Source organism: Candidatus Babeliales bacterium, assembly GCA_041660205.1.
In the GTDB taxonomy this organism is placed as follows: Bacteria; Babelota; Babeliae; order Babelales; family Chromulinivoraceae; genus JACPFN01.
Window position 1 is genome coordinate 1 of sequence record JBAZWT010000013.1, and the last position, 23,992, is coordinate 23,992.

The 23,992-nt window shown below is 36.5% G+C and carries 26 protein-coding genes; 6 read left to right on the plus strand and 20 right to left on the minus strand.

Going from position 1 to position 23,992, the window contains the following annotated elements:
* The coding region (locus WC747_04585) for a sodium/proton-translocating pyrophosphatase (protein MFA5999268.1) at positions 1-366 on the minus strand (366 nt) is incomplete at its 3' end.
* 35 nt (positions 367-401) lie between these two features.
* The gene (smpB, locus tag WC747_04590) at positions 402-854 is read right to left on the minus strand and encodes an SsrA-binding protein SmpB (GenBank protein ID MFA5999269.1); all 453 of its coding nucleotides are present in this window, start codon (positions 852-854) and stop codon (positions 402-404) included.
* A 120-nt stretch (positions 855-974) separates the two neighbouring features.
* Here smpB and WC747_04595 point away from each other — a divergent pair, with 120 nt between their 5' ends.
* Positions 975-1,640 carry a hypothetical protein gene (locus WC747_04595; protein ID MFA5999270.1) on the plus strand — a complete coding sequence of 222 codons (666 nt, stop codon included), beginning with the start codon at positions 975-977 and terminating at the stop codon, positions 1,638-1,640.
* Positions 1,640-2,665, plus strand: a complete 1,026-nt coding sequence (gene tsaD / locus WC747_04600; GenBank protein ID MFA5999271.1) for a tRNA (adenosine(37)-N6)-threonylcarbamoyltransferase complex transferase subunit TsaD — start codon at positions 1,640-1,642, stop codon at positions 2,663-2,665. The genes WC747_04595 and tsaD overlap by 1 nt, the downstream gene beginning before the upstream one ends.
* 116 nt (positions 2,666-2,781) lie before the next feature.
* Here tsaD and rho read toward each other — a convergent pair whose 3' ends face one another.
* The 8 genes from rho to WC747_04640 form a co-directional block, all read right to left on the minus strand.
* Positions 2,782-4,221 (minus strand): transcription termination factor Rho, encoded by a 1,440-nt coding sequence (gene rho, locus WC747_04605; GenBank protein MFA5999272.1) that lies wholly within the window; start codon positions 4,219-4,221, stop codon positions 2,782-2,784.
* A gap of 91 nt (positions 4,222-4,312) precedes the next feature.
* Positions 4,313-5,182 (minus strand): protein translocase subunit SecF, encoded by an 870-nt coding sequence (gene secF / locus WC747_04610; GenBank protein ID MFA5999273.1) that lies wholly within the window; start codon positions 5,180-5,182, stop codon positions 4,313-4,315.
* A 56-nt stretch (positions 5,183-5,238) separates the two neighbouring features.
* The gene (gene rpmA, locus WC747_04615) at positions 5,239-5,523 is read right to left on the minus strand and encodes a 50S ribosomal protein L27 (protein ID MFA5999274.1); all 285 of its coding nucleotides are present in this window, start codon (positions 5,521-5,523) and stop codon (positions 5,239-5,241) included.
* Between the two features lie 138 nt (positions 5,524-5,661).
* Entirely contained in the window at positions 5,662-6,180 is a 519-nt protein-coding gene (locus WC747_04620; GenBank protein MFA5999275.1) for a hypothetical protein, read from the minus strand.
* Positions 6,181-6,218: 38 nt separating this feature from the next.
* Positions 6,219-8,999 (minus strand): DNA polymerase I, encoded by a 2,781-nt coding sequence (gene polA, locus WC747_04625; protein MFA5999276.1) that lies wholly within the window; start codon positions 8,997-8,999, stop codon positions 6,219-6,221.
* A 106-nt stretch (positions 9,000-9,105) separates the two neighbouring features.
* Positions 9,106-9,927, minus strand: a complete 822-nt coding sequence (locus WC747_04630) for a hypothetical protein (GenBank protein MFA5999277.1) — start codon at positions 9,925-9,927, stop codon at positions 9,106-9,108.
* Positions 9,917-11,383: a UDP-N-acetylmuramoyl-L-alanyl-D-glutamate--2,6-diaminopimelate ligase gene (locus WC747_04635; GenBank protein ID MFA5999278.1), complete on the minus strand. Its 1,467-nt coding sequence runs from the start codon at positions 11,381-11,383 to the stop codon at positions 9,917-9,919. The genes WC747_04630 and WC747_04635 overlap by 11 nt, the downstream gene beginning before the upstream one ends.
* Positions 11,358-12,695 carry an amino acid carrier protein gene (locus tag WC747_04640; GenBank protein ID MFA5999279.1) on the minus strand — a complete coding sequence of 446 codons (1,338 nt, stop codon included), beginning with the start codon at positions 12,693-12,695 and terminating at the stop codon, positions 11,358-11,360. Before WC747_04640 ends, WC747_04635 begins: the two co-directional genes overlap by 26 nt.
* A 180-nt stretch (positions 12,696-12,875) precedes the next feature.
* On the opposite strand from WC747_04640, the gene ruvX reads away from it, so the two are divergent.
* Together ruvX and tsaB are read left to right on the plus strand one after the other, a co-directional pair.
* The gene (gene ruvX / locus WC747_04645; GenBank protein ID MFA5999280.1) at positions 12,876-13,271 is read left to right on the plus strand and encodes a Holliday junction resolvase RuvX; all 396 of its coding nucleotides are present in this window, start codon (positions 12,876-12,878) and stop codon (positions 13,269-13,271) included.
* A 255-nt stretch (positions 13,272-13,526) separates the two neighbouring features.
* Positions 13,527-14,177 (plus strand): tRNA (adenosine(37)-N6)-threonylcarbamoyltransferase complex dimerization subunit type 1 TsaB, encoded by a 651-nt coding sequence (gene tsaB / locus WC747_04650; protein ID MFA5999281.1) that lies wholly within the window; start codon positions 13,527-13,529, stop codon positions 14,175-14,177.
* 59 nt (positions 14,178-14,236) lie between these two features.
* Here tsaB and WC747_04655 read toward each other — a convergent pair whose 3' ends face one another.
* Positions 14,237-15,091, minus strand: coding sequence for an MC/SLC25 family protein (locus WC747_04655; GenBank protein ID MFA5999282.1), 855 nt, complete (start codon positions 15,089-15,091; stop codon positions 14,237-14,239).
* 232 nt (positions 15,092-15,323) lie between these two features.
* Between WC747_04655 and WC747_04660 the strand changes: the two genes are divergently transcribed.
* Positions 15,324-15,509 (plus strand): hypothetical protein, encoded by a 186-nt coding sequence (locus tag WC747_04660; GenBank protein ID MFA5999283.1) that lies wholly within the window; start codon positions 15,324-15,326, stop codon positions 15,507-15,509.
* A 133-nt stretch (positions 15,510-15,642) separates the two neighbouring features.
* On the opposite strand, the gene WC747_04665 is transcribed toward WC747_04660, so the two are convergent.
* The gene (locus WC747_04665; GenBank protein MFA5999284.1) at positions 15,643-16,713 is read right to left on the minus strand and encodes an ATP-grasp domain-containing protein; all 1,071 of its coding nucleotides are present in this window, start codon (positions 16,711-16,713) and stop codon (positions 15,643-15,645) included.
* A 22-nt stretch (positions 16,714-16,735) separates the two neighbouring features.
* Here WC747_04665 and WC747_04670 point away from each other — a divergent pair, with 22 nt between their 5' ends.
* Positions 16,736-17,137: a nucleoside triphosphate pyrophosphohydrolase gene (locus WC747_04670; GenBank protein ID MFA5999285.1), complete on the plus strand. Its 402-nt coding sequence runs from the start codon at positions 16,736-16,738 to the stop codon at positions 17,135-17,137.
* Positions 17,138-17,159: 22 nt separating this feature from the next.
* Here WC747_04670 and WC747_04675 read toward each other — a convergent pair whose 3' ends face one another.
* From WC747_04675 to WC747_04710, 8 genes are all read right to left on the minus strand, one after another.
* Positions 17,160-18,515: an ankyrin repeat domain-containing protein gene (locus WC747_04675; protein MFA5999286.1), complete on the minus strand. Its 1,356-nt coding sequence runs from the start codon at positions 18,513-18,515 to the stop codon at positions 17,160-17,162.
* A gap of 52 nt (positions 18,516-18,567) precedes the next feature.
* The gene (locus WC747_04680; protein ID MFA5999287.1) at positions 18,568-20,019 is read right to left on the minus strand and encodes an ankyrin repeat domain-containing protein; all 1,452 of its coding nucleotides are present in this window, start codon (positions 20,017-20,019) and stop codon (positions 18,568-18,570) included.
* A 236-nt stretch (positions 20,020-20,255) separates the two neighbouring features.
* Positions 20,256-21,002, minus strand: a complete 747-nt coding sequence (locus WC747_04685) for an RsmE family RNA methyltransferase (GenBank protein MFA5999288.1) — start codon at positions 21,000-21,002, stop codon at positions 20,256-20,258.
* Positions 20,989-21,624, minus strand: coding sequence for a hypothetical protein (locus tag WC747_04690; protein ID MFA5999289.1), 636 nt, complete (start codon positions 21,622-21,624; stop codon positions 20,989-20,991). The genes WC747_04685 and WC747_04690 overlap by 14 nt, the downstream gene beginning before the upstream one ends.
* A 143-nt stretch (positions 21,625-21,767) precedes the next feature.
* A complete protein-coding gene (locus tag WC747_04695; protein ID MFA5999290.1) occupies positions 21,768-22,322 on the minus strand; it encodes a GNAT family N-acetyltransferase in 555 nt (184 codons plus the stop codon).
* Complete coding sequence (gene truA, locus WC747_04700) at positions 22,319-23,077, minus strand: tRNA pseudouridine(38-40) synthase TruA (GenBank protein MFA5999291.1); 759 nt, start codon at positions 23,075-23,077, stop codon at positions 22,319-22,321. Before truA ends, WC747_04695 begins: the two co-directional genes overlap by 4 nt.
* 12 nt (positions 23,078-23,089) lie before the next feature.
* On the minus strand, positions 23,090-23,377 hold the full coding sequence (rpsR, locus tag WC747_04705; GenBank protein ID MFA5999292.1) for a 30S ribosomal protein S18: 288 nt from the start codon (positions 23,375-23,377) through the stop codon (positions 23,090-23,092).
* Positions 23,378-23,445: 68 nt separating this feature from the next.
* Positions 23,446-23,992 (minus strand): 30S ribosomal protein S6 (locus tag WC747_04710; GenBank protein MFA5999293.1); only part of this gene is annotated, 547 nt, incomplete at its 5' end.

Sequence of the window (23,992 nt, forward strand, 5' to 3'; positions counted from 1 at the left end):
GAGCGCAGCGCGTTCGCCGCTATCTTTTGCCGCACATGCTGTACGCACGTTTGCTTCAGTTGCTGCACGCATTCCTAAGAATCCTGCAACCATAGAAAGCAGAGCACTGCTCATAAAAACCATAGGGACTATTGAACTTTTTGTAAACAGCCAAAGAATTACACTGATCAGCGTTGCGACTGCAACAATAAGCTTATATTCTTCAACTAAAAATGTCATTGCTCCGCGACGAATGTAAGAAGCAATTTTTGCAGCACGCTCGTCAGTCACTTGTTGAGCACTAATTTTTGTTTGAAGTGCAAACATGACTAAGCAGCCAAGACCTGCCACAGCAGTGAAAAACAAATACATCATTTCCATAGACATAGAGAGAATTCCTTATATTTTTTGAGGTTTGAGTTTTATCGAAGATTTTTTAATTCACGTTGAGTTTCACGATTAATATCACGTTCTTTTAAAAGCTGCTTTTTACCTTCAGCTTTTCTATGTTTTCCTACACCAAGTTCAATTTTTACACGACCTTTTTCATTGAAGTAAATTTTGAGTGGAATAATAGTTGTGCCTTTTTGAGAGACTTCACCAATGAGCTTGTTCAGCTCTTTGCGATGAAGTAAAAGTTTTCTGCTACGGCTTGCCGTGTCCTCATCTTTTAAGTAGGCATGACTGTAGGCCGGGATATTGCAGTTTAATAAAAAAAGTTCATCGCCCTTTACGGTTGCAAACGATCCGTTTAAAGACCCGCGTTTTGCTCGCAGGGACTTTACTTCGTTGCCTGACAGCACAACGCCCGCTTCAACCCTATAGGCAATGTCGTAATCGAATAAAGCTTTTTTGTTTTGAACTATAATTTTCATGAATTTTTAATACTAAAAACGTTTAACTCTATAATTTTGTACAAATTTATAAGTTAGTATATCATAATAATTCAAATAAGAAACAGTCTACCAAGCACCCATAAACACGACGAGGACTTCATGCAAAAACTATTTCTCTTTTTGCTTTCAATGTCACTTGTGACTTCGTCATTTATGACCCCTCAGCCTCTTGCAACCAATTACGCCGTAACTAGCCATGACAAACAAGACAAGCTTTTTTCAGGATCTATCGAATTTCCCGTCAAAATGGAATACGACCTATGCCTTTTTTACAAAGGACAAAAGTTAGAAATCGAACAAAGCAAAACAAGCAATATTGTTCAATTTTCATTTGTTGATTCAAAAGAAACACAAACTGTTTATTTTATTATAGCTCCAGCTTTAGCCTGCTGCACAGAAGAAGCAAATACCGTTAAACATTTGCAGCTACCAAAGCAGTGCGAATATATTTGCTACAAATTACAAGCACAACGCGAAACAACTGACGAAAATTATCAATTGCTCACTTGGAAAATCGAAGATTATGAACTTGAAGATCGAATCATTCCTCAAAATAGTCTCATATTTTTATTTGATCCAAAGCTTATCGCTGGACTCAAAGTTCAATCATGGAAACCTGAAAACGTCTTTCGAATTGTGCCAACCCTCGTAATAAGTCCGACAGCAACGGTACATAGCATTGGACGAGCTATGATGACAGCTCGACTTGCAGCGCTTGATATTGATGCAATTCATGGCAAAACCCCACCAACCAACAGGCCATAATGAATACAAATCTAACAATACTGGGTATCGAAAGTTCCTGCGACGAAACAGCAGCAGCAGTCTACACATCGCAGGACGGTCTACTTTCAAATGAACTTTACTCTCAAATTCCATCGCACGCACTGACCGGCGGCGTAATCCCAGAAACTGCTTCGCGTGAGCACATGGAAAAAATCGTCATTATCACAGAGCAAGCACTCGCAAAAGCAAATAAAACACTCGATGACATTGATTGCTTTGCCGTTACTTGTAAACCTGGGCTTCCTGGCGCTTTAATGGTTGGCGTAGCTTTCAGCAAAGCTCTCGCTTTTGCCACAAACAAAAAACTTATCGGAATTGATCACCTAGAGGGTCATGTTTTTTCTGCATGCGTTGACAACAAAGTCCCGTTTCCTTTTTTAGCCTTAACGGTATCAGGTGGTCACTCTGCATTGTATTTGGTGCGTGATTTTGGGTCATATGAAATACTCGGAAGCACGCTAGATGATGCTGCAGGTGAAGCATTTGATAAAATTGCAAAGCTTATGAACTTGCCCTACCCTGGTGGCCCTGTCATTGAAAAACTGGCAGAAGCCATTGAATTTAAAGATTTCTTTTCTTATCCACGCGGCAACATGAAAAATTTAAACTTTAGTTTTTCAGGTTTAAAAACAGCAGTCTTGTATCACTTGATTGAGCAAAAAGCATACGACCAAGAAACTAAAACATTTTTGAAAAATGATGATTTGCAGTTTAAACAACAAGTTGCCAGCTCGCTGCTCGTTTGCATTGGCGATATATTTGAAGAAAAAATCATACGTGCTTTAAAAATGTACCCAGAACTGAAATCAGTGTGCTTTGTAGGCGGCGTTGCTTGTAATAAATATTTACGAAATCGACTTCAATCAGCTTGTGAGAAAAAAGGAAAACAGCTTTTTTTCCCTTCAAACAAATTATGCACTGACAATGCAGGAATGATTGCATTCGTTGGTCACTATAAAGCTCAACAAGGTCTATTCGATAATCTCGATTTAAAAGTCTTTTAAAAACAAGCAAGACTTTAAAAGTACTTTATTAATTTTTAGCTTTAAACAAATAAAAAGCGCCCTATTTCTAGAGCGCTTTTTATTTTATCTATTTTAAAAGTCGATTGAATCAAAACTTAATGAGTGTCGCCACTTGAAGCGCTATGACTTCCACCGTTACTGCTGCCACTATGTTGTTGCTGTTGTTGGCCACCGCCACCAGTTTTTTTCACACTTTCAAAAAATTCTTCATTCGTTTTATATTGTTTCATCTTGTTGATAACGAATTCCATACCTTCAACCACATTCATAGTTGAAAGGAATCTATGAAGTATCCACGCTTGGTTCAATTCATCTTCAGAAAGAAGTAAATCATCACGACGAGTACTTGAAGAAAGGATGTCAAATGCTGGAAATGTTCTACGATTTGAAAGCTTACGAGTAAGATGAAGTTCCATGTTACCGGTACCTTTAAACTCTTCGTAAATAACTTCGTCCATACGAGAACCAGTTTCAACGATAGCTGTTGCTATGATTGTCAGTGATCCAGCTTCTTCTGTTTTACGAGCAGCACCAAAGAAACGCTTTGGTCTTTGAAGTGCATGCGCATCGATACCACCAGTTAAAACTTTACCTGATGTTGGAGCTGTTGTGTTGTATGCACGAGCAAGACGAGTAATTGAATCAAGCAAGATTATAACATCTTCGCCATACTCAACCAAACGTTTCGCTTTTTCTAAAACGATTTCAGCAACTTGAACGTGACGTTCTGCTGATTCATCGAAAGTTGAGCTAATAATTTCAACATTTTCACCCTTAATTGTACGTTTCATGTCAGACACCTCTTCAGGGCGTTCATCAATAAGAAGTACAATCATGTGAGTTTTTTTGTAATTTTGAAGCAAGCTTAAAGCAAGCTCTTTAAGAAGCATTGTTTTACCAACCTTTGGTGGAGCAACGATAAGACCGCGCTGTCCTTTACCAATCGGGGTAAAAATATTCATAATTCGTGTTGAAATATAATTTGGATTTGTTTCTAAGTCGAATCTTTGATCTGGATGCAATGGTGTTAAGCGATCAAAGTTTAATCTGGATGCTGTATCTTCAGCTGGTCGATCATTTACTTGTTCTATTGTTTGCAGAGCAAAATACTTTTCGCCCTCTTTTGGTTTTCTAATGCTTCCATTAATTTCATCGCCAGTTCGCAAATTATATCGTCGAATGAAAGAAGGAGAAACGTATACATCATCAGGACCTGAAATATAATCGTATTCAGAAAATCGTAAAAAACCAAATCCGTCAGGAAGTCTTTCTAAAACACCTTTAACAAAAATCTCAACATCAGGCTTTGTTTGTTGCTCTAAAATGGTTTTTATTAAAGTAGCTTTTGAAAGAAAAGTCGATCCAATAATTCCTAAGCGTTTTGCAACATAACCCAATTCAACACTTTGCATTTCTGAAAGTTCTGATTCAGTCATAGGACGACTTGTTGTTTGTTTTTTTAAAGGAGCTGCTGGCTTCTGACTTTTCGTCTCTGGGCCAGAGCGTGGTCCTTTGTTATCATTTGATCTTTGCAAACGATTCTCCATATAAATTTATATTTGTATTGTGAATTATTAAATTGAATATTTCAAGATATAATAGTCAACTCTGTTTTCTATGAGTATTTTATTTATCTTTTTTCATAAAAAACATCATTATTGGACTTGCAATGTAAATTGATGAAAATGTACCAAAAGCAATTCCCAATAAGAGCGCTAACGCTAAATCTCTGACAGCATCACCACCAAAGATGAACAACGAAAGCACAGGAAGCGCAGTTGCAGAACTTGTTAAAATTGTTCTTCGCAAACGCTCATTCAAGCTGATATTTACAATATCATAAAGCGACTTACCTTTTAATATTTTCATATTGTGTCTGATACGGGAAAATACTATAATCGAGTCATGAATTGAATACCCTAGTGCCACCATAAGCGCACCAATAAAGTCAATTGAGATTTCTTTGTCAAGAAGCGCAAAGCAAGCTAAAACAATTAATGCATCATGCGCAAGAGCAATAACAGCTCCTATGGCAAAAGCAAATTTAAAGCTTATAGAAAGATAAAGAGCCAAAAGAATAAGAGCTAAAATGAAAGCTTTTAACCAAGTTGACGACAAATTATCACTAATTGTGCGGCTGATACTGTTCACCTGAAGCAATGTTCCTGGATTTTCTGCTGACACTGAGTTGATTGAAGCCATAAGTTTTTTATCTAAATCACTTACTTTTTCAGGAGTTTCTTGTACTCGTACAATAATCTCTGGTGCACCAACTACACTGTACACAGATCCTTGCCACTCTTCATGAATTACTTTTTTCACAGCTTCAATATTTTCTGGTTTATCAAACTGAACTCGAATCTCTGTTCCACCGGTAAAATCAACACTGTATCGAAAACCACCTTTTACAAAGTAACTTGTAATACCAGCTCCAATAATTACTAAAGTAAACAAAACACTCGGTACGCTATATTTCAAAAAATTGTACTTATACATAATACTCTCTCTCTTTACTACTCACAGATGAGATGACACTTCAAAACTATTTAAGCTTAAGCTTTTGCGACAGATGTTGCTAACTCTCTATCAGCAACGATAGATACGAATAATCTATCTTTAAATCCGCGATGAAACTTAACAAACCCAGCACCTATTGCAAACAATGTGTCGTCTTTTCCACGTCCCACAGATTTGCCAGGATGGTACTTTGTACCGCGCTGTCTGATGATGATTTCGCCGCCGCTAACGACTTGACCAGCATAAAGTTTAACACCTAATCTTCTGCCTACACTATCCCGGCCGTTACACGTCGAACCGCCGGATTTACTGGTTGCCATACGTAATCCTTAGAATTTATTTAATTTTATTGAGATTTTATTCAAAACTATAGACCGAAATGCAGACTAATAAAGCATTTTCGACAGTATATAGTGTGCACGGGTTCCTTTCAAAAGTCAACCCCAACCTAGCGACCTTTAGCTCTCTTTGCGAGGTCTGCGTGAAAGCTCGCAAGAAACATACCCTTTTTTGTCCTTAAAGAATTCAATTAAATCACTCTTTAAAAAGTCCGATTTACTCATTGTGAGCGCGCATTTTCCGATTTTCATCCGCCCTTTTTTAAGGCCCGAAACCACGTTTTCTGTAAGGCAATTTGGCGACCTTAAAACTCGTAAAATTTCTAAAGAAAATTCATGATTTTTTGATGAAGTTTTCCATCCTTCTGCGTAAGTTGCCGCTTCAAAAAAATCTACTACTAAACTTTCTCCATCTTTCAAAATCGGCTCTTGTTTGTAAAATTTGCCAGAATCATGGTCTTGAATCATGTAACGCACAGCCATGGACTTGCCCGTATTGTTTACAAATGTTTTAACATGGTCTTTAAGAGCTGAAGGCTCAACCAAGAAACGAGCTACGACAGATCCTTTGTCTTTTGCATCTACAAAAGTGGCCATTAATAAACAACTTAAAACTGCTACTACATTTCTAATTTTCATTTAGCTTCTCCTTTTTGTTCAATTTTTTTATTTTGTTTTTACTTTGTTACTTGTCGCCATGTTTTACCTTCCCTGATTGAAACTTGCAAGGGGATATTCCATGAAACTGCTGACACTAATGTTTTTTCCAACAATTTTGAAACAACTTCAATTTCATCATTTGGACATGTAACCACCAACTCATCATGAATTTGAAGCAAAATTTTAGCTTGAAGTTTGTGACTTTGTAAAGCCTTATGAAAAGCAATCATGCCGAGCTTGGTCACTTCCGCTGCAGTTCCCTGAGCCGGAGTATTGATTGCCATACGTCGCGCTAACTCAAACAATGTTTTATTTTTTTCATAAATTCCTGGCAGATAACGTCGACGACCATACAATGTTTGCGTATATCCATTTTTTTTAACAAACTCGACAACGTCTTCCATCCACTTTGACACGCCAGGATATTGCTCAAAATAAATTTCGATATACTTTTTTGCATCAGCATATGAAATAAACATATCTCTTGAAAGGCCATATGCTGTCAACCCGTATAAAATACTAAAATTTAAACGTTTACCAATTGCCCGTTGCCCATCAGTAACTTCTTTTAAATCAACTCCAAACATTTTTGCTGCAGTTTGGGCGTGAATATCTTGCCCTGATAAAAATGCATGCACCAAATGTTTATCTTTTGAAAGATGCGCAAGCACGCGAAGCTCTATTTGAGAATAGTCAGCTGAAATAAAAGTCCAACCTCGTTTTGCTTTAAACGCACAGCGTACGTCGACATCATACTCCTTGCCATACTCTAAACCATCTTTTGGAATATTTTGTAAATTCGGATTCGAACTTGAAAGACGCCCTGTTGCCGCCACAGTTTGATTCCATGAAGTATGAATTAAATTCGTTTTTGGATTGATATAAGTTGGCAACGCATCAATGTAGGTACTTTTTAATTTATACAACTCACGATAAGCTAGCATCATTTTTGGCACTTCATGCTCTAACGCTAAAATCGTTAAAACTTCTGCATCGGTTGAATATGATGCACCCTTTCCGCTCTTTTTTTGCGGAGTCAATTTCAGCTGATCAAATAAAAGTTCTCTGATTTGTTTTGGTGAATTTAAATTAATATCTTTTCCGGCAACACCGTGTATCTTTTTTTCTATCGCTTTTAAGTCTTTATCCACTTCTTTACTTAAATGGCTCAAAACTTCTACGTCGCAAAAAATACCTTCTTGCTGCATTTCAACCAAAATATCATTGGTAGGAAGTTCGATATCATAATATAAATCATGCAGCTTTTGCTCGAGTAATTCTTTTTTAAAAATAGGAACTAATTTTAATGTTTGATGCGCATCAGCAGCTGCGTAGTGCGTTGCCGCTTGCACAGGGATCTCTGAAAAGTCCTGCACCTTATATTTTTTCACCATATCTTTATAGCTCAGCATGGTTTCATCAAAAAACTGCTCTGACAAATCTTTCAGTCCGTTTTTTTCCCATTCTTTAGTCACCAAACTCGCTGCAATCATAGTGTCAAATTCTATGCCCTTGGTCTCAAAACCTGCTTGTAGCAAAACGAGCTGATCGTACTTTGCATTGTGCATATATTTTTTAATTAAATGATTGCTCAAGATTGGGCCCAAATGCTCCATAACAACTTTCTTAGAAAGCTGCTGGTCACTTTCTTGAGCTTCTGTTTGAACAATTGAAAGCTGTTGATCAATTTTATGCCCCAAAGGAATATAAAATGCTTGCCCAACTTTATAAGCAATAGAAATACCAACCAACTGTGCCTGCATTGGGTCAAGGCCCGTGGTTTCAGTATCAATGGCAAAAGATTTTTCGTGTTTTAACGCTTTACACAAATCAATTAACTGCTGCGGTGTATTTATAAGAACAAAGTCATATTTTTCATGTAATTGCTTATCGCTAGGTTTTTCTTTAACATCTTGTGGCACAGACGCGCCATACTTTGTTTCAACGTCCTTAATCAAACTTTTCATTTCAAATTTTTGAAATAAAGGAAGAGCTTTCGCCCAAGATTTTTCTTCAAACTCGGTATCTTTAATCGTTAAATCAATGTCATACAAGTGCAATACAAACAATTTTTCACTTAAATAAGCTGAATGTTTATGCTCTATCAATAGATCGCGTGTTCGCTGTCTAGGAATTTTATCGATATTTTCATACATATCATCAAGACTTTTAAATTGTTTTACCAGCTCTGTTGCGCCCTTTTCACCAATTCCTTTTACTCCAGGAATATTATCAGAGCTATCGCCAAGAATTGAAAAGTAAAAAGGCAATTTTGAAACTTCAAATCCATATCTAGCTTCACATGCTACGGCGTCCATAACAACATCTTTAAATGGATCAAAAATCACAATGTTATCTGAAAGCGCTTGTCTCATATCTTTATCTGAAGAAACTAAAACTGACTCATATCCGGCTTTGTGAGCTTTTTTTGCAAATGAATACATCAAATCATCTGCTTCATGGCCAGCTTTGCTCAGTTGCGCAATGCCAACTAAATCTGCAAATTCTTGAATAAAATCTTTTTGCTCAAAAATATCACTGGGTGGTGCTTGACGCGTAGCTTTGTACGTTGGAAACATTTCATGGCGATGAGTTTTGCCTTTGCTATCCCACACGATTATTAAATGTTCAATTTCAAAAGTATCAATTAACTTTTTGATCATTCGGCAAAAGCCATACAAAGCATGTACCGATACGCCTTTACTCGTATAAAGTGGCTTCATTGCATAATATGCACGATATAGAAATGAAGAGCCGTCGATAATAAAAACTGATTTTTTTGAAATTTTATGAGTCATATGATTTACCAAATTAATTATAAACTGATGTTAGCATAAACCGCCCAAATCTTTTAGCAAGCAACACCACAAACAAACTGACTTTTGAAAAAACTCAAAATAAACATCATAAATAATAATGTTCATCATGTTCTTGAACCAATCCCTCGCAGATTAACTGCTGTAGAACTACACCTACATCATGAACACAGTGAGGAATATCTTGTTTGACAAATTCACATACATCATCGTGAGATAATCGTTTAGTTTGAGTCAAAATCCGAATGATTGCTCCGCGCACTTGACGACGTGACCCAATAAATTTTGATTGCTTTATGAAGTGACGACTGCCTTTATTATTTGCTTTAAACTCTTTTTTTAAATAAACACCATAATCCATTAAACCGTAATACCAGTCACGAGAGTTATGTTTATCTAAACTTGCAGCAACAAGCTGTAAAATTTGTTTATCATCAATGCTTGTTTGCTCTGGAAAAAAATGATGTAAAAACACGGTGCGAATATTGGTTTCAATAAAAACAACGGGTACGTTAAACGCAAAGGCACAGATTGAAGCAGCTGTGTTTGGACCAATGCCAGCAAATGTTTGTAATATTTGCTCGTTGTTTGGCAAACAACCATTAAATTCAGACACAATACGTTGTGCTCCGCCGTGAAGCGCGAGTCCTCGTCGATTGTATCCAAGACCTTGCCATGCACTCAGTACTTGCTGCGTACTCGCTGATGCTAGTGATTGAAAATCAGGAAATTTATGTAGCCACGCTGCAAACTTAGGCTCAACGCGAGCTGTTTGCGTTTGTTGTAGCATAATCTCTGAAACAAATATTTTGTACGGAGAAATATCTTGTCGCCACAAAAAATCACGTTTGTTATGTGTATAAAAATCGTAAATTATTTTTTGAAAAGTCTTAATTTGTTCAGTTGCCATCAGGCGATAAAGTAAACGGTTTAATAATCAAACGCTCTTTAAAAGGGAAAGTCACATTTCCAACGATTTGATATTCATCGCGACCTTTACCAAGAATTGCCACAATGCTGCCCGGCTTGGTCAGTTCGCATCCCAATTCAATAGCGTTAACCCGATTAAGTTCTTGATGAAACTGAAAGTTTTTATCGGGTGTAAATCCAACAACAACTTCTTTTGCTATCTCTTCAGGATTTTCATCACGAGGATTATCAGAAGTCAAAATAACAACGTCACAATATTTCTGAGCTATAGATGCCATGATTGGACGTTTTTGTTTGTCTCGATTCCCGGCTAAACCAAACACAACAATCAAATGTGGTGTCATTGAACGCAATGTCGAAAGAACTGCCTCAAATGATGATGGATTATGTGCGTAATCAATAACACAACGAGCACCGCTTCGCAGCGGATATTGTTCCATGCGGCCTGGAATAAATTGCAGATTTTTCAAGCTCCACTGTACCTGCGAAAGATCAATTTTAAGAGCGTGCATGACTGCTAAAACACCGAGCAAATTATAAACGTTAAATTGACCCAATAGTGGCAAATAAACTTCGTATACTTTACTGTCAATTTTAACTTCAACCGTAACATCTGCGTTTCCAGAATTATGTGCACAACCATACAGCGTTGCACGCTTATCTTGCAAAGAAAATGATGAACACTGCGGGTTTTTATCAAGCAAAAAAGCTCCATGTTTATCATCTAAATTAATAAACATGTTTTTTAGATTTTTAATTTTTGGAAGCAAAAGAATTTTTGCCTCAAAATATTCTTGCAAATCTTTATAAAATTCTAAATGTTCATGTGAAAAATTAGTAAAAACCCCAGCTTCAAATTCTATGCCTACAACGCGTTGCAGGCTGAGCGCTTGAGCAGAAACTTCCATAATCACATATTCAATGCCGCGTTTAACGCATGCATCTAAAAAAATATGTATTTGATCGGGTAGCGGAGTGGTAAGTGGCATTGAAATAATATCTGCTTCAATTCTTTTTTCCACAGTACTAATTAATGCAACTTTTTTACCCAAGCTGTGAAGCATATGATACGCCATGTACGAGGTTGATGTTTTACCCTTGGTACCCGTGACTGCAATAATTTTTAATTTTTTTGCAGGGAAACCTAAAGCCTCGGCTGACATTTCGGCTAAAGCTTTACGGCAACTCTCTACGCGTATTATTTTTGCATTATATGTTTTTATAAGTTCTGAGATTTCGTCAGGAACAACAACATCAAGTTGGACAACAATAACGCTTGCCCCTTTTTGCAAAGCTAAGGCAACATAGTCTAAGCCATTGGTTTTCGCACCAGGGGTGGCTACAAACGTTGTGCCGATTCCAACAAAGTCTGTGTGGGCTGTGACTGGATATACTGATGGAAGATTATAATTATTGATGTTTAGTTCTGTATGCATGCAAACCAGCTTTAATTGTTTTAGTAAAATATAAAAGACCAATTACGTTGACCGAAAACAGTCCTGCAGTCGTCACACTATTTATAACCCAAACGATCTTTGCGTTCATCAAGACTCCGTATGTAGCACATAAAACGTACACAACTGAAAAGCCCCAAGAAAATTTACCCTTAAGTAAAAAATCCCAACAAATTTTTGCATTGTATGCATAAGCAACCACAACGCTAATTGCAAACATGGTTACGAGAACCGTTACGATAAGTCCTGCCATTGAGCCAAAGACTGTTTCATATGCAGAAATAAGTAATGCTGAACTTGTTTCTCCATTATTCCATACGCCACTTGCTATCACAGACAGCGCGACTAAGAAACATACCAAATGAGTATTGATATACACACTGAGCATCGACATGATGCCGCTTGTCATAGGATCTTGACCTTTGGTTGTACCAAACGCAACAGCTGCAGTTCCAAGACCAGCTTCACTTGCATTAACACCTTGTTGAAAACCTGTTGCTATTGATTGTTGAATAGCAAAAGCCAATGTTCCACCAAGCGCTGCTTGAGGATCAAAGGCTAAAGAAACAATGAGGTACAATGCATGAGGAATTGAAGCATAGTGATAAGCCAGTACAATGATTGCTGAAATCAAAAATCCATACACTTTAACAGGAACTAATTTATCTAAATATTGTACAATTCGTGATGAACCGCCCACAACAATGTACATAACAAATAGAGTAACGAAAATTGCTGTAATCATTGGAGAAATGCCCCATGACCTTGAAAGTGATAATCCAATTGCATTACATTGAATCAAATTTCCACCAGTAAGCATGTAAGCAAAACCAAAAATACCAAATAATGATGAAAGTACGGCTCCACCAGGCAAAAGACTCAAATAATACATTGGGCCAGATTTTTGTGCTGTTGCTTTGTCGCTAAAATATGTCGCTAAATAAACTTCAGCAAACCGCAAGGAAACTGAAAACGTTGACATTAAAAGAAGCCAAAAAATTGCACCGGGGCCACCAACGCAAATCGCTACAGGAATTCCAGCCAAGCTTCCGTTACCGATGTTTCCACCTAGTGTATTGATAAATGCTTGAAAAGGAGAAAGTTTTCCAGAGACTTCAACAGATTCTGCCTTGCTTGTTGGCTTAAAAACAGAGCGAATTGACTCAAGAAAATAACGAAATTGAACAAAATTAAGCTGCACGGTCATATAGACACAAGCACCGAAGAAAAACAAAAGAAATGGCAAGCACCAAATCATTCTTGAAAGTTCTGCCAACATTATAGAAATATCCATTATAATCCTTATATGATAAAAAATTAGTTGCCCGGCTATACTTTTAGCTACCAAACTTTTAGCTACCAAGCCGTCGCCTTTGGCTATGGCGGGCAAGCTGCCGAGGCACAGCTCACTACTAAATTGCACATGAAAAATTGTATCATATTTTTTAAAAATTTAACAAAGAAAGAACACGCCATGAGAGTTTTGGCCCTCGACCTTGGAGATGCTTGGACAGGAACAGCAATGAGCGACCCACTTAAAATCATTGCAACACCTTATAAATCAGTCAGAACTGAAGCACTTATGCCTTTTTTACACGAACTATTTGAAAAAGAAAAAATAGATACTGTCGTTGTCGGTTATCCACGTACCATGCGCGATACAGAAAGTGAACAAACCAAAAAAGTGCTCGCTCAAAAAGAATTAATCGAAAAAGAGTTCCCTTCAAAAAAATATATTTTATGGGATGAACGACTTTCAAGCAAAGGTGCTCGTGCCATCCAAGGAAAAAAAGCAAAAACTGAAGGTCATAATGAACACTCAATTGCAGCAGCAATCATACTTCAGACATACTTACAATTTTTAAGTTAATCCTAAGCCTTGACATTGCCAGACATTTATTCATAACATAGAAATTGTGAATTCCCCTTAAATGGAGTGATGTATGCAATGTAGAAAATGCTCTGGGCTTATGATTCAGCAGTTATTCTTTGATCACTTTCTTAATTTTGAAGGTTGGAGATGTCTTAACTGTGGAAAAATTACGCTCAAAAAAGAAAAGGTTTTAGAGTACGATTACTTTGGAATATATTTACAACAACAAAAACCTAGAAAAAAATAATCTTTATGCAGCCTTACATCATCTTGCAATATCCTTATGAAACAATCCAGATCGCTCTGTGCGATCAAGGTAAGATCTTAACCAAAATTCAAGAGCATAAGTTTAACGCCATCGCTTTAACCATTCCTCATATCAATTCTATGCTTAGCGCACACAGCCTCTCGCTCAAAAATTTAAAATGCATCGGCATTAATGTTGGCCCTGGTCCGTACAACACACTGCGCGCACTACTCACTATGGCTAACGGAATTCACTTTGCCTCAGGCGTTCCACTTATTGGACTTTCTGCGCTAGATCTTTTAAGCGAAGAACATCCTCATCAAAACTCCCTTGTGGTTTTTCAAGCATTTGCAGACCATGTTTTCTATCAATTCAAAACTGAAGAAAAAATAGAACAAGGCGCTTGCTCAATTTCAGAATTAATCAAATTAACAAATGACAAGTCTGAATCGTATCTAGCACTCGGTAGCGGCGCACAGATGTATCAAAAAAAATTAATGGAATACGCAGGAGATACATTGATCTTTCCTGATCATATTCCTGCGTTCAATTCACTTGAAACTTTAGCTGCAGCAACTTTTGAAAAAATTGAGCAAAATCAATTTCAGCAAAATTATTTGAAACCAATCTACTTTGAAGATTTTGCAAAGAAATAAAATTATGTTACATGAGGGCTAGTTTTTAAACCAACCCTCCTTGTAACATTCTTGATATTCTATTTTCTCATTTGAGCTTCCAATGCAGCGCCGTACACCACATACAACGGCACCGCAATAGCAACGCGCGTTCCACGCTGTTTCAAACCAGCATAAAATCCTTTAAATCCTTCTTCTTTAAGAATTTTTTTTATTGTTTGCCATGTTGCTGTATAGGTCGCTCCAGCAATATCATTTTGCATTTTATTTCGTAGAACAACGCCAGGTTGTGTCACAACTGCGGTAACAACTCCAGCCGCAGCACCACCAAAAGCGGTAGCTACAAGAGGATTGTCTACATACTGTAAAACAGCTTGCGTTCCCTTTGGAGCAAGAAATTGATACCCTACCGCAAACGGGCCCTCCTTGATAAATGCATTGGGCGCAAAGCCACGAAAACATTGTCTTTTAAGTCTTTTCAAAGCCTGCCAAGTATTTTTACCTGCATTAGATTTATCTTGTAAATAAAGCTGCACAGCATTTGATGGTGTATCGATCAATGCTCCACCTACACCTGACGTAAATGATATGGCAACCTTTTGTCCGTCGCAAAGAGAAGAGCCTTGTGAAGCCTCAACATATTGCGTTCCTTTTGTTTTTATCGCACATTGAACAGCAGTTATAGGCATTTGACCAAAGGCATTTGCTGCAAATCCTTTATAGCTGTCACGCCAAACAAATGATTCTTTTTTTATACTTTTATTCATGCCGTAAGAAAGAATTTGTCCCGGAAGTGCTACTTCTGCAGCGCCAACCACTCCACCGATCACGACACTTTCTGCCAAGGTCAAAGGTCTTTGTTTTTCCTGACTTGGGCATGCTCCAAAAGTTGTTACAGCACAAACGGCCATAAGATATTTAAAATTTTTATTCATAAAAAATTCCTAAAATTAAATTAGATAAAATGCACTAATAAATTCTTCCAAACAAACATCTACAACATCTAACCTTGTAAGGGTTATAAAAGATGCAAGAATAGCTATTTGCTTGAACAAACAATACATAAACTTCTAAGCATTTAAGCTTAGCTGGCATATGTTTTCGATAAAAATTTGAATCGAAAACTATGCCAGAATAATTAAAAGTAATACCAGGGAAATAATAGAAATGACCGGCACGACAACCAGGCTAAAAATAGAAATGAGCTCGACAAGAGCCAAAGAAGAAAAAGAAGAAAAAGAAGAAAATTGTGTGAATGGAAGAACCATTGCACGAGGTTGTGACATACGACGATTTGCCTGCGGACTGTATCCTGCATCTCGCATTATGTCTGATGGACTGTATTTACAATAAGCCATAGCGGCCTCCGTGTAAAACATTAAAAATATAACAACTTTGTAAGTTTTACTCAAAAAAATGCTTTTGTAAATAAAGTTAAAAGTTATTGATAGAAAAGAGCCGAAGATATCATTGGTACTTTTCTATTTTAAAGTTCTAAAGGTTTTTCATCAGAAACTTCTGAAAAAATATAACGTTGTCGACTCGCTTTTAAAATTAATTCAAGCATTGCCGCGTACGTCATTCCGTTCATTTTAGCCACCCTGGTAAAAGTACTATTCAAGCTTAAATCTGGACTAGGAATTACTTTAATTAATTTAATCTGTCCGTTATCATCTACGCGAAAATCAAATTGGGCATAATCACGACAACCAGTTCTTTCAAACATTTTGATTGAAGCATCAATTATTTTTTGGGCATCGTTTTTCGTAATTTCAGACAAACGTTTTTCAGAGTTCATTTTTATAATCGGCAAAATAGTATAATTCCCACGGTTTCCAACAATTGAAACGCTGTACTCATCCCCTGATAAAAACTCTTGAACCACAAGTAATCCGTCACTCATGCTTTGCTTGGCTTGCTCAATATATTCTTGGAACTCTTTTGCGTTACTTACGACCTTATTTTTAAGGCAACCGCCCAAATTTGATTTTATTACAACTGGAAATTCTGTAGGAATTTTTACCGATGGATCATTGAGATCAAAATAGGTCTCAGCTGGGATATTAATGCACAAGCTTGAAGCGATACTTGCTACTATAAATTTATTATAACCGATTGCAAAACCATCAGGAGAGGGGCCAGAGTATGGAATCCCTAACATTTCAAGAAGTGCTGAAATATGAAGCTTCATACGCGTATCATTGTTATAAGCTTGCTCGCACGTATTAAAAACAAAGGCAGGTTTTATTTTCTCAAGAGCAGATATTAAATTTTTATGATTATTGATGTATGTAAAATTATATTCCTTTACATCTTTAAGGGCATTTTTTATCGGACTTTCTATCTTTTGATCATCCAATATAATAACTATTTCTTGTTTTTTATTCTTTGAAGAAAATGTAATTTTTTTTACAGAAGCTTGCACAGAAGTAAACATAAACCCTCCAGGAATATAACTAATTTTTAAACCTTCAATATTTTTATAAGATACAAAGTTTGTATAAAATACAAAGTTTATATAAAAAATCACTGAATTTGTTAAACTGACAGAAATCATAAAGAAGGAACTTATTAAAAATATGAATTTTCGTACATTTAAACAAAACAAATTATTTCGAGACAAAATTAGCGGCATGCTTGAGCCTCTAGGATCAAAACTCTATTGGATCGAGCTTTCTGATCAAGACTTTCAAAAACAGTTAAAAATAAAATTAATTGAAGAAGCTCATGAAGTTCAGCATGCTGACAGCAAAGAAAACATTCTTGAAGAGCTTGCTGATATTTTAGAAGTCGTTGACGCATTGCGCCAATCGTATGGATTTACAACTAAGCAGCTAAGTGATTGCAAAGAAAAGAAACGCAACGAAAAAGGCGGATTTGATGGCAAAAAATTTATCACTTTTGCGGAACATCCTATAAACAGCCCTGCTGAAAAATATTGCTTAGAAAATCCTGACAAATATCCAGAAATCAAAAATTAAAACAATCGTTGATTTTTAAAATTTATTGCACAACGCAACTACATTGTGACGAGCAGCTCATGTAACTTTTAAGTAATTTTACAATCTCAGGATTTGGATAAATTGTATTTGTTGCTAGAGATAAAGGAGTAGAGCCAAATTTGCTTGCAGCATTTGGATTTGCGCCAGCATCAAGCAATACTTTAACTGTTTCAACACATCCTCGTATAGCAGCCCTATGCAAAGGAGTCCAGCCATCTACGCTTGCAGCATTAGGATCTGCATGAGCAGCAAATAATATTGTAAGTATTTCAATATTTCCTGCCTCAGCAGCATCATGTAAAGGAGTAAAGCCATAAATAGTTACCGCATTCAGATCAGCTTTAGCATCAAGCAATCTCCTAACCATTTTAGTATGTCCATACAAAACAGCCACGTATAAAGGAGTCCTGCCATTTCTATCTGCAGCATTTGGATTTGCACCATTTTCAAGAAGTAACGCAATAATCGATGCACTGCTACCTTTTTTTGCAGCATGAAATAATAATCTAGTTAAATGTTCAGAGCTGAACTGTGGTTTTAATTTTAGGCGTCGCTTTGAATTTAAATCATATTGTGGCCCTGATATTAACTTTAAAATGGTATTTTTATGAAATTTGCAATATATATTACCTTCAACATGGTTCAATAATCCTTCAGCCGCAACAACGTTTCTATTTATAATTGCATAATCTAAGGCCGTACAATCATCCTTGTCTTTAACGTTAAAATTAGGTCTATGGGATAATAGCTTTAAAAGCATATCAGTATTATTTCCCAAAACGGCATAGTGCAAAGCTGTTCTTCCATTGCCGTCTAGTTCATTTACAATCTTTGGATCTTTACTCACTAAAAGTTGCACAACACGAGGATCAAAATCTTCATGCTCACTAAGTTTAAAAAGATAAGCAGCATGAAGTGGATTTCTGCCATTGGTTAAAGTTTTATCAGTTACTGACAATCCTTTTTCTATTAAATTTTTTACAGCATGAGCATTTCCAACTTCTGCTGCTACATGCAACAATGAATACTGCTCTTCATTTTTGGCTTGTAATTTTGCTGGAGATATTCTATTTAAAAAGTAATCAAAAAAAGATTTATTGTGAACTACTACGGCAGCTTTTGTAAAAGCGTATTCATTTTCTTCTACAACCTTAGAATCAAATGTCGAAATAATAGTTGTGTCATCACCAGAAAGTGCACTTAAAAAACGTTCTTCTTGTTCACCAGTTAAACCTTTAAATTGTATAGCGTCTTGCGTTGCAATCGCTGATGACTGCGCAGGCGCAGATGAAAATATCGAACTTCCTGCAAGCAGGAAAAACCATATATTTGAATATGAAAATATTTTTTTCATCATAGAGCTTTCGTGAGTATGTAATTTAATATTTTAAAACAGAATTTTTTAAAATTTATTGTATTGTGCAACTAGTGGCTTTACTAAGTAACGTTATAAGATCAGGATCTGTATATCTATTATTCATTGCTATATCTAATGGTCTACCGTCACAAGCTCTAATTTCTGAATTTGCACCAGCAGCAAGCAATATCCTTACTATCTCAAAAGAATTTCTGCGAACAGCTGTTTCAAAAGAATTTTCGCGAACAGCCGTATGTAAAGAAGTAGAACCTTTGTTAGTTTGAATATTTAAATCTGCATGAGCAGCAACTAATTCTCTGACAGTTTCAACATGTCCGTTCTGGGCAGCCATATGTAAAGGAGTAAAGCCGCTTGCATCTGCAGCATTTAAATTTGCACGAGCAGTAAGTAATGCTCTGACTATTTCAACATTTCCTTTCTCTGCAGCAACATGTAAATGAGTAAAACCGTTTGCGTCTGTAGCATTTAAATCTGCATGAGCAGCAAGTAATGCTCTGAGTACTTCGGCATGCCCATTCTGAGCAGCTATTTTTAAAGGAGTACAGCCACAGTTAGCTTGAACATTTGGGTTTACACCATTTTCAATAAGTAACGCAACAATCGAAGCGCTGCTACCTTTTGCTGCAGCAGCAAATAAAAATTCATTTAAACGCTCAGAGCTAAAGTGATAGTTTCTTTGTGAGGTTCCGTTTGAATCTAGATCGTATGCGAATCTCGACATTAATTTTAAAATGGTCTCTTTGTCAAAGTGAGCATACGAATCACCAAAGTGTCTCAATAAAATTTCAGCTATGACGGCATTTCCAGTTAAAATTGCATAATCTAAGGCTATATAATCATTGTCATCTTTGATATCTGGATTAGCTCTTTGCGCTAGTAATTCTTTAAGCATATCAGGATTATCTCCCAAAACAGCCCAGTGTAATGCTGTTCTTCCAGTGCCGTCTCGTTCATTTACAAGACTAGGATTTTTATCAACTAAAAGTTGCACCACTGCAGGATCAAAAGACTCACAAAGAGCACTACATTGATAAGCAGCATGAAGTGGACTTTTGCCCGTGGTTAGAGTTTTATCAGTTACCGATAGTCCTTTTTCTATTAAATTTTTTACAGCATGAGCATTTCCAACTTCTGCTGCTACATGCAACAATGAATACTGCTCGTCATCTTTAGCTTGTAATTTTGTTGGAGATAACCTGTTTAAAAAATAATCAAAAAAAGATTTATTGTGAACTACTACAGCAGCTTTTGTAAAGGCATATTCATTTTCCTCTACAACCTTAGAATCAAATGTCGAAATAATGGTTGTGTCGTCACCAGAAAGTGCACTTAAAAAACGTTCTTCTTGATCAGGAGTCAGGCCTTTAAATTGTATAGCGTCTTGCTTTACAATTGCTGATGACTGCGCAGGCGCAGATGAGTAGAGTAGGCTTCCTGCAAGCAGGAAAAAATATAAAGTTGAATATAAAAATATTTTTTTCATTATAGAGCTTTCATAAATAGATAATTTAATATTTTAAAACAGAATTTTTTGGCTTAGATATGATCTTTTTCCATATTTTCATTATAACTTTTTAGTTATTTAAAACAACTTACAAAATTAATGTAAAATTTGAAAAAGATGGCTTTGCTATAGCTTTTTTAGCACTTTCTCTCTCTACCAATCTTACTTTTAGATGAGCAAGGACATCGTTTTGTAAAGATAGATCAATGACAATTTTATGACAACCGAAATAAAGCAGAGCTGACAGCAACAGCCTGAACAGCTCGAAGCGTAGTTTGCGTCAATGCGCAGGTATCAAAGCCATGATCACGCAAGATGTCCAATTCCTCAAAGGTCAAGCCACCTTCAGGACCAACAGATAAAACAACACTTTTACCTGCAGTTTTTTTATGAATCTCAAAAAATGATTTCCCAGAGGCGTCAAATACAATTTTATCGATTTCATGATTAATTGAACCAACGGCATCTTTAATATTTTTAGGATCTTGTAAAACAGGGAAGCTGTAGTTTTTTGATTGTTCTGCTGCAGCAACTACAATGCCGCGTAACCGATCAAGTTCTTTTGGCGTCATCGCAGAAAGAGAGCGAGACTTTTGAGTTACCACGAGCTGAATTTCGCTTACCCCAATTTCGCACAAAGAGTAGACAGCTTCTTCAAGCGCTTCTTTTTTTAAAAGTGGCAGTAAAAAACTAATCTTTGGGGCGATTGCAACGTTGTTACGTAACTCGTCAACACGAATTTTAATATCTTTTTTAGTAACTTGAAGGATTGTAACAGTTGCATGAACATAGCTATCAAACAAAACACAAATGTCACCATCCTGCACTTTGACAACTTTGACCAGTCTATGCACAAGTTCTTCGTTACGCACAGAAATCGTGGCACCTTCAACCCAAACCGTTGAGATAACTTCTGGGCTGTAAAATGAAAATATATGTCTAGAGCCTTTAGTTTGAACCATATATCCACGTTGTCATATCGCTTACTGCTCGTTTTGCTTTACCGTATGTTACAAGAGCTACAATTTCTGCATACATCGCGTATTGCTTCAAAAGTGAGTTTCTATGTGCGTCTGCTTGAGCTGAGGTCGCCACGCTGCTAGCGTCAACACCATCAACCAAATCTGATAAAGGATCAAACTCTTCATCATCAGAACTCGTTACCTGACCCGATGGAGAAAATTCAAGTACACCGAAAGGATCATCTTCTAGCAATGTATCTTTCATGACTAAAGTACGCAGCAAATTAACAGAACTATCAAATTCGAAGCACAATACAACTTCATGCTCTGTAAATGGATCCGATGGATTTGATATTTTTAAATCTATAGCATCACAAAGGCCATACACTTCTTGATCAGTAGTTATTTGCAGTTCTCGATGAGAAATTTTTCTTGATGCGCTATTAAGGTCTAGGCGACATTTACCTACACACTGTCTGCCTGATTCGTCAAGCATGTACAAAACCAAAGCTGCTTTTTCTGTGAGAAATCTTTTAGGAACCCGAATGGTAAATGAAGAGGCGCATGATTGCACGTCACATGAATAAACTAAACACAATAAGAACGTTATAACTTTTTTCATATTTCTAACCTTTCAATATTTTTAACTGCCTGACATTTTTAAGTCTTAGCAAAAAACTGGTGTGCAAGTGACCAAATTATAACCCTTGGCTCACCTTGACCAACACCATGTAAAAAATCTCTCGTAAAAAATCTTTTTATACTTTAACGCTTGTACCATGAAAAGAAAACAAACTCGTCATCTGAGCTTGTAAGCTTAAATCCAAAGTTTTTATATAAACCCTGAGCCTTAAAGTTATTATTTCTGGTTGCAAGAGAAACTTTAATCGCGCCTCTTGAGACCATATCATCAACAGCAAATTTCAATAATTTTTTTGCAACGCCCTGACGTCTAAAGTCTTGATCGACTGCCAAGAAGAGTAACTGCCATACATGCTCAGAGAGAGGATAGTAGGCTAAAAAACCAGCAATGTTATCGCCAACTTTTAAAACTTTCACTATCATATCATACTTTTTTTCATACTGTGATGATGTTTTATGTCTAAGCATAAAATCTACGTTGTATATCGCGCTGCTACCAGTACTAATCAACCAATACCAGTTATCACCTTTATGAAATAGCTCATCAACCTTAGCACTATCTTTTTGAAAATCAAAGTCTTGGATTTCAACTACGTGACTTTTATGCCACAAATAGGATCCAATCCCTACACCCAAAATCAATGCTATAACAAAAAATTTTGTTTTAATATTTTTCATGTAACTTCCCCTTTTGTCTCATATAAGATTTGTTCTAATACTAATCCTTTTGATGGAGCGTTTGGAAGAGTATGACACGGATTTTGTTTACTTAGCACATTTGCAAGATCATTTAAACTTAAACTATCACGCGAAGCTATTTCCAAACAAGCGCCAACAATGCGTCTAACCATATATCTTAAAAAACTTTTACCCTTAACTTCAATTCGATACGCATTCCAAGCTGGAACATATGAAACGTTCATACTATCAATGGTACGAATTGTGTCTTGCAAATCATCACCACTACAAAAAGACCTAAAATTATGTGTTCCCACAAAAATATTAAGCGCTGATTGTAAAAGCTCAAGATCAACTTTACGACGAAAATACCAGCCAAACCTTTGCACAAATGGCAACGGCCGCTCTAAAAAGAAATGATATGCATATGTTTTTTGAATTACACCATCGTGTGGATGAATCAATCGATCGAGTTGCTCAACTTTTCTAATAACGATTTCACCTGGAATAGCTTTACTCCAAGCTTTTCGTAAGACCTCTGACTCAATTTCTATGGGAGACCTCACAATGGCAACCTGACCCAAAGCATGAACTCCTGCGTCAGTGCGAGAAGCACCAAGCAAGGATATTTTTTGAAGAAATACAGAGGAGAAAGAATCAATTAAGATTTGAGAAATTGTTGTTGCACCTGGCTGGACCTGCCATCCATGATAGCCTGTCCCGTCATATGCAACAACAATTCTATAATACGTCATAAACTCTAGAGTTTAATATTCGGTAGCGCAGAAAGGCAATAATGCCATAATTCTGGACTTTTTAATCTCTTGAGCAACAAGTCTTTGATACTTGTTTGAATTTCCAGAGATACGTGATGGTAAAATTTTACCACGTTCTGTTAGAAATTTTGACAACAATACCGCGTTCTTATAGTTAAGATCGTGAACCATGTCAGGATTGTTTGTAAATCGGCATTGTTTTTTTGAAAGCGCCGTTTTTTTGCGGAATTTTTTCTTTAAAAGACGAGCGCTAATTTTTAATTTTATTTTCTTTGTCATAATCTAAACTCTTTTCGTTTTTAATTTCAGTTTATTTGTATCTTTGCTAGCAAAAGTAACGCTATGACTTATGATTGCATTTCTGCAGAATCATCACCATCTACGTCATCAAGATCTTGTAGTCTTTCTTTGCCTTCAAAGTTTTTACGAGCAGGTCCTTTTTTGATCAAACCTTCCATATCATGACGTTTCAAGAAAGTGTCCACATCTTGTGGGCTATCTTCCAATGAATCTGGTCGTCTGTATTCAAGCGACGCAGCAACATCCAAACGTTCAAAAATATGTTTTACGATCAATGTGTTAAACTTAAAGACGAAAATCTCTTTAAGAGCATCAAGCAATTGAATTTTTTCTGCTTTTTCAACTTCAAAACGAGTTAAAAAATATACACCGTAATCATTATGATTAACTGGGTATGCAAGGCGGTATTTTCCCCAACGATCAAAAGAAACTAACGTACCTTTATGAGCACGAACTACTTTTGTAAAATGGGTTTTAATCGCTTCAGATTCATCTTTAGTGATTTCTGGAACGGTGAGAAATAAAATCTCATATCGAAACATAAACAGACTTCCTATGTGGATTCTATGCCAGAAAACTCTGTTAAAGGCATAA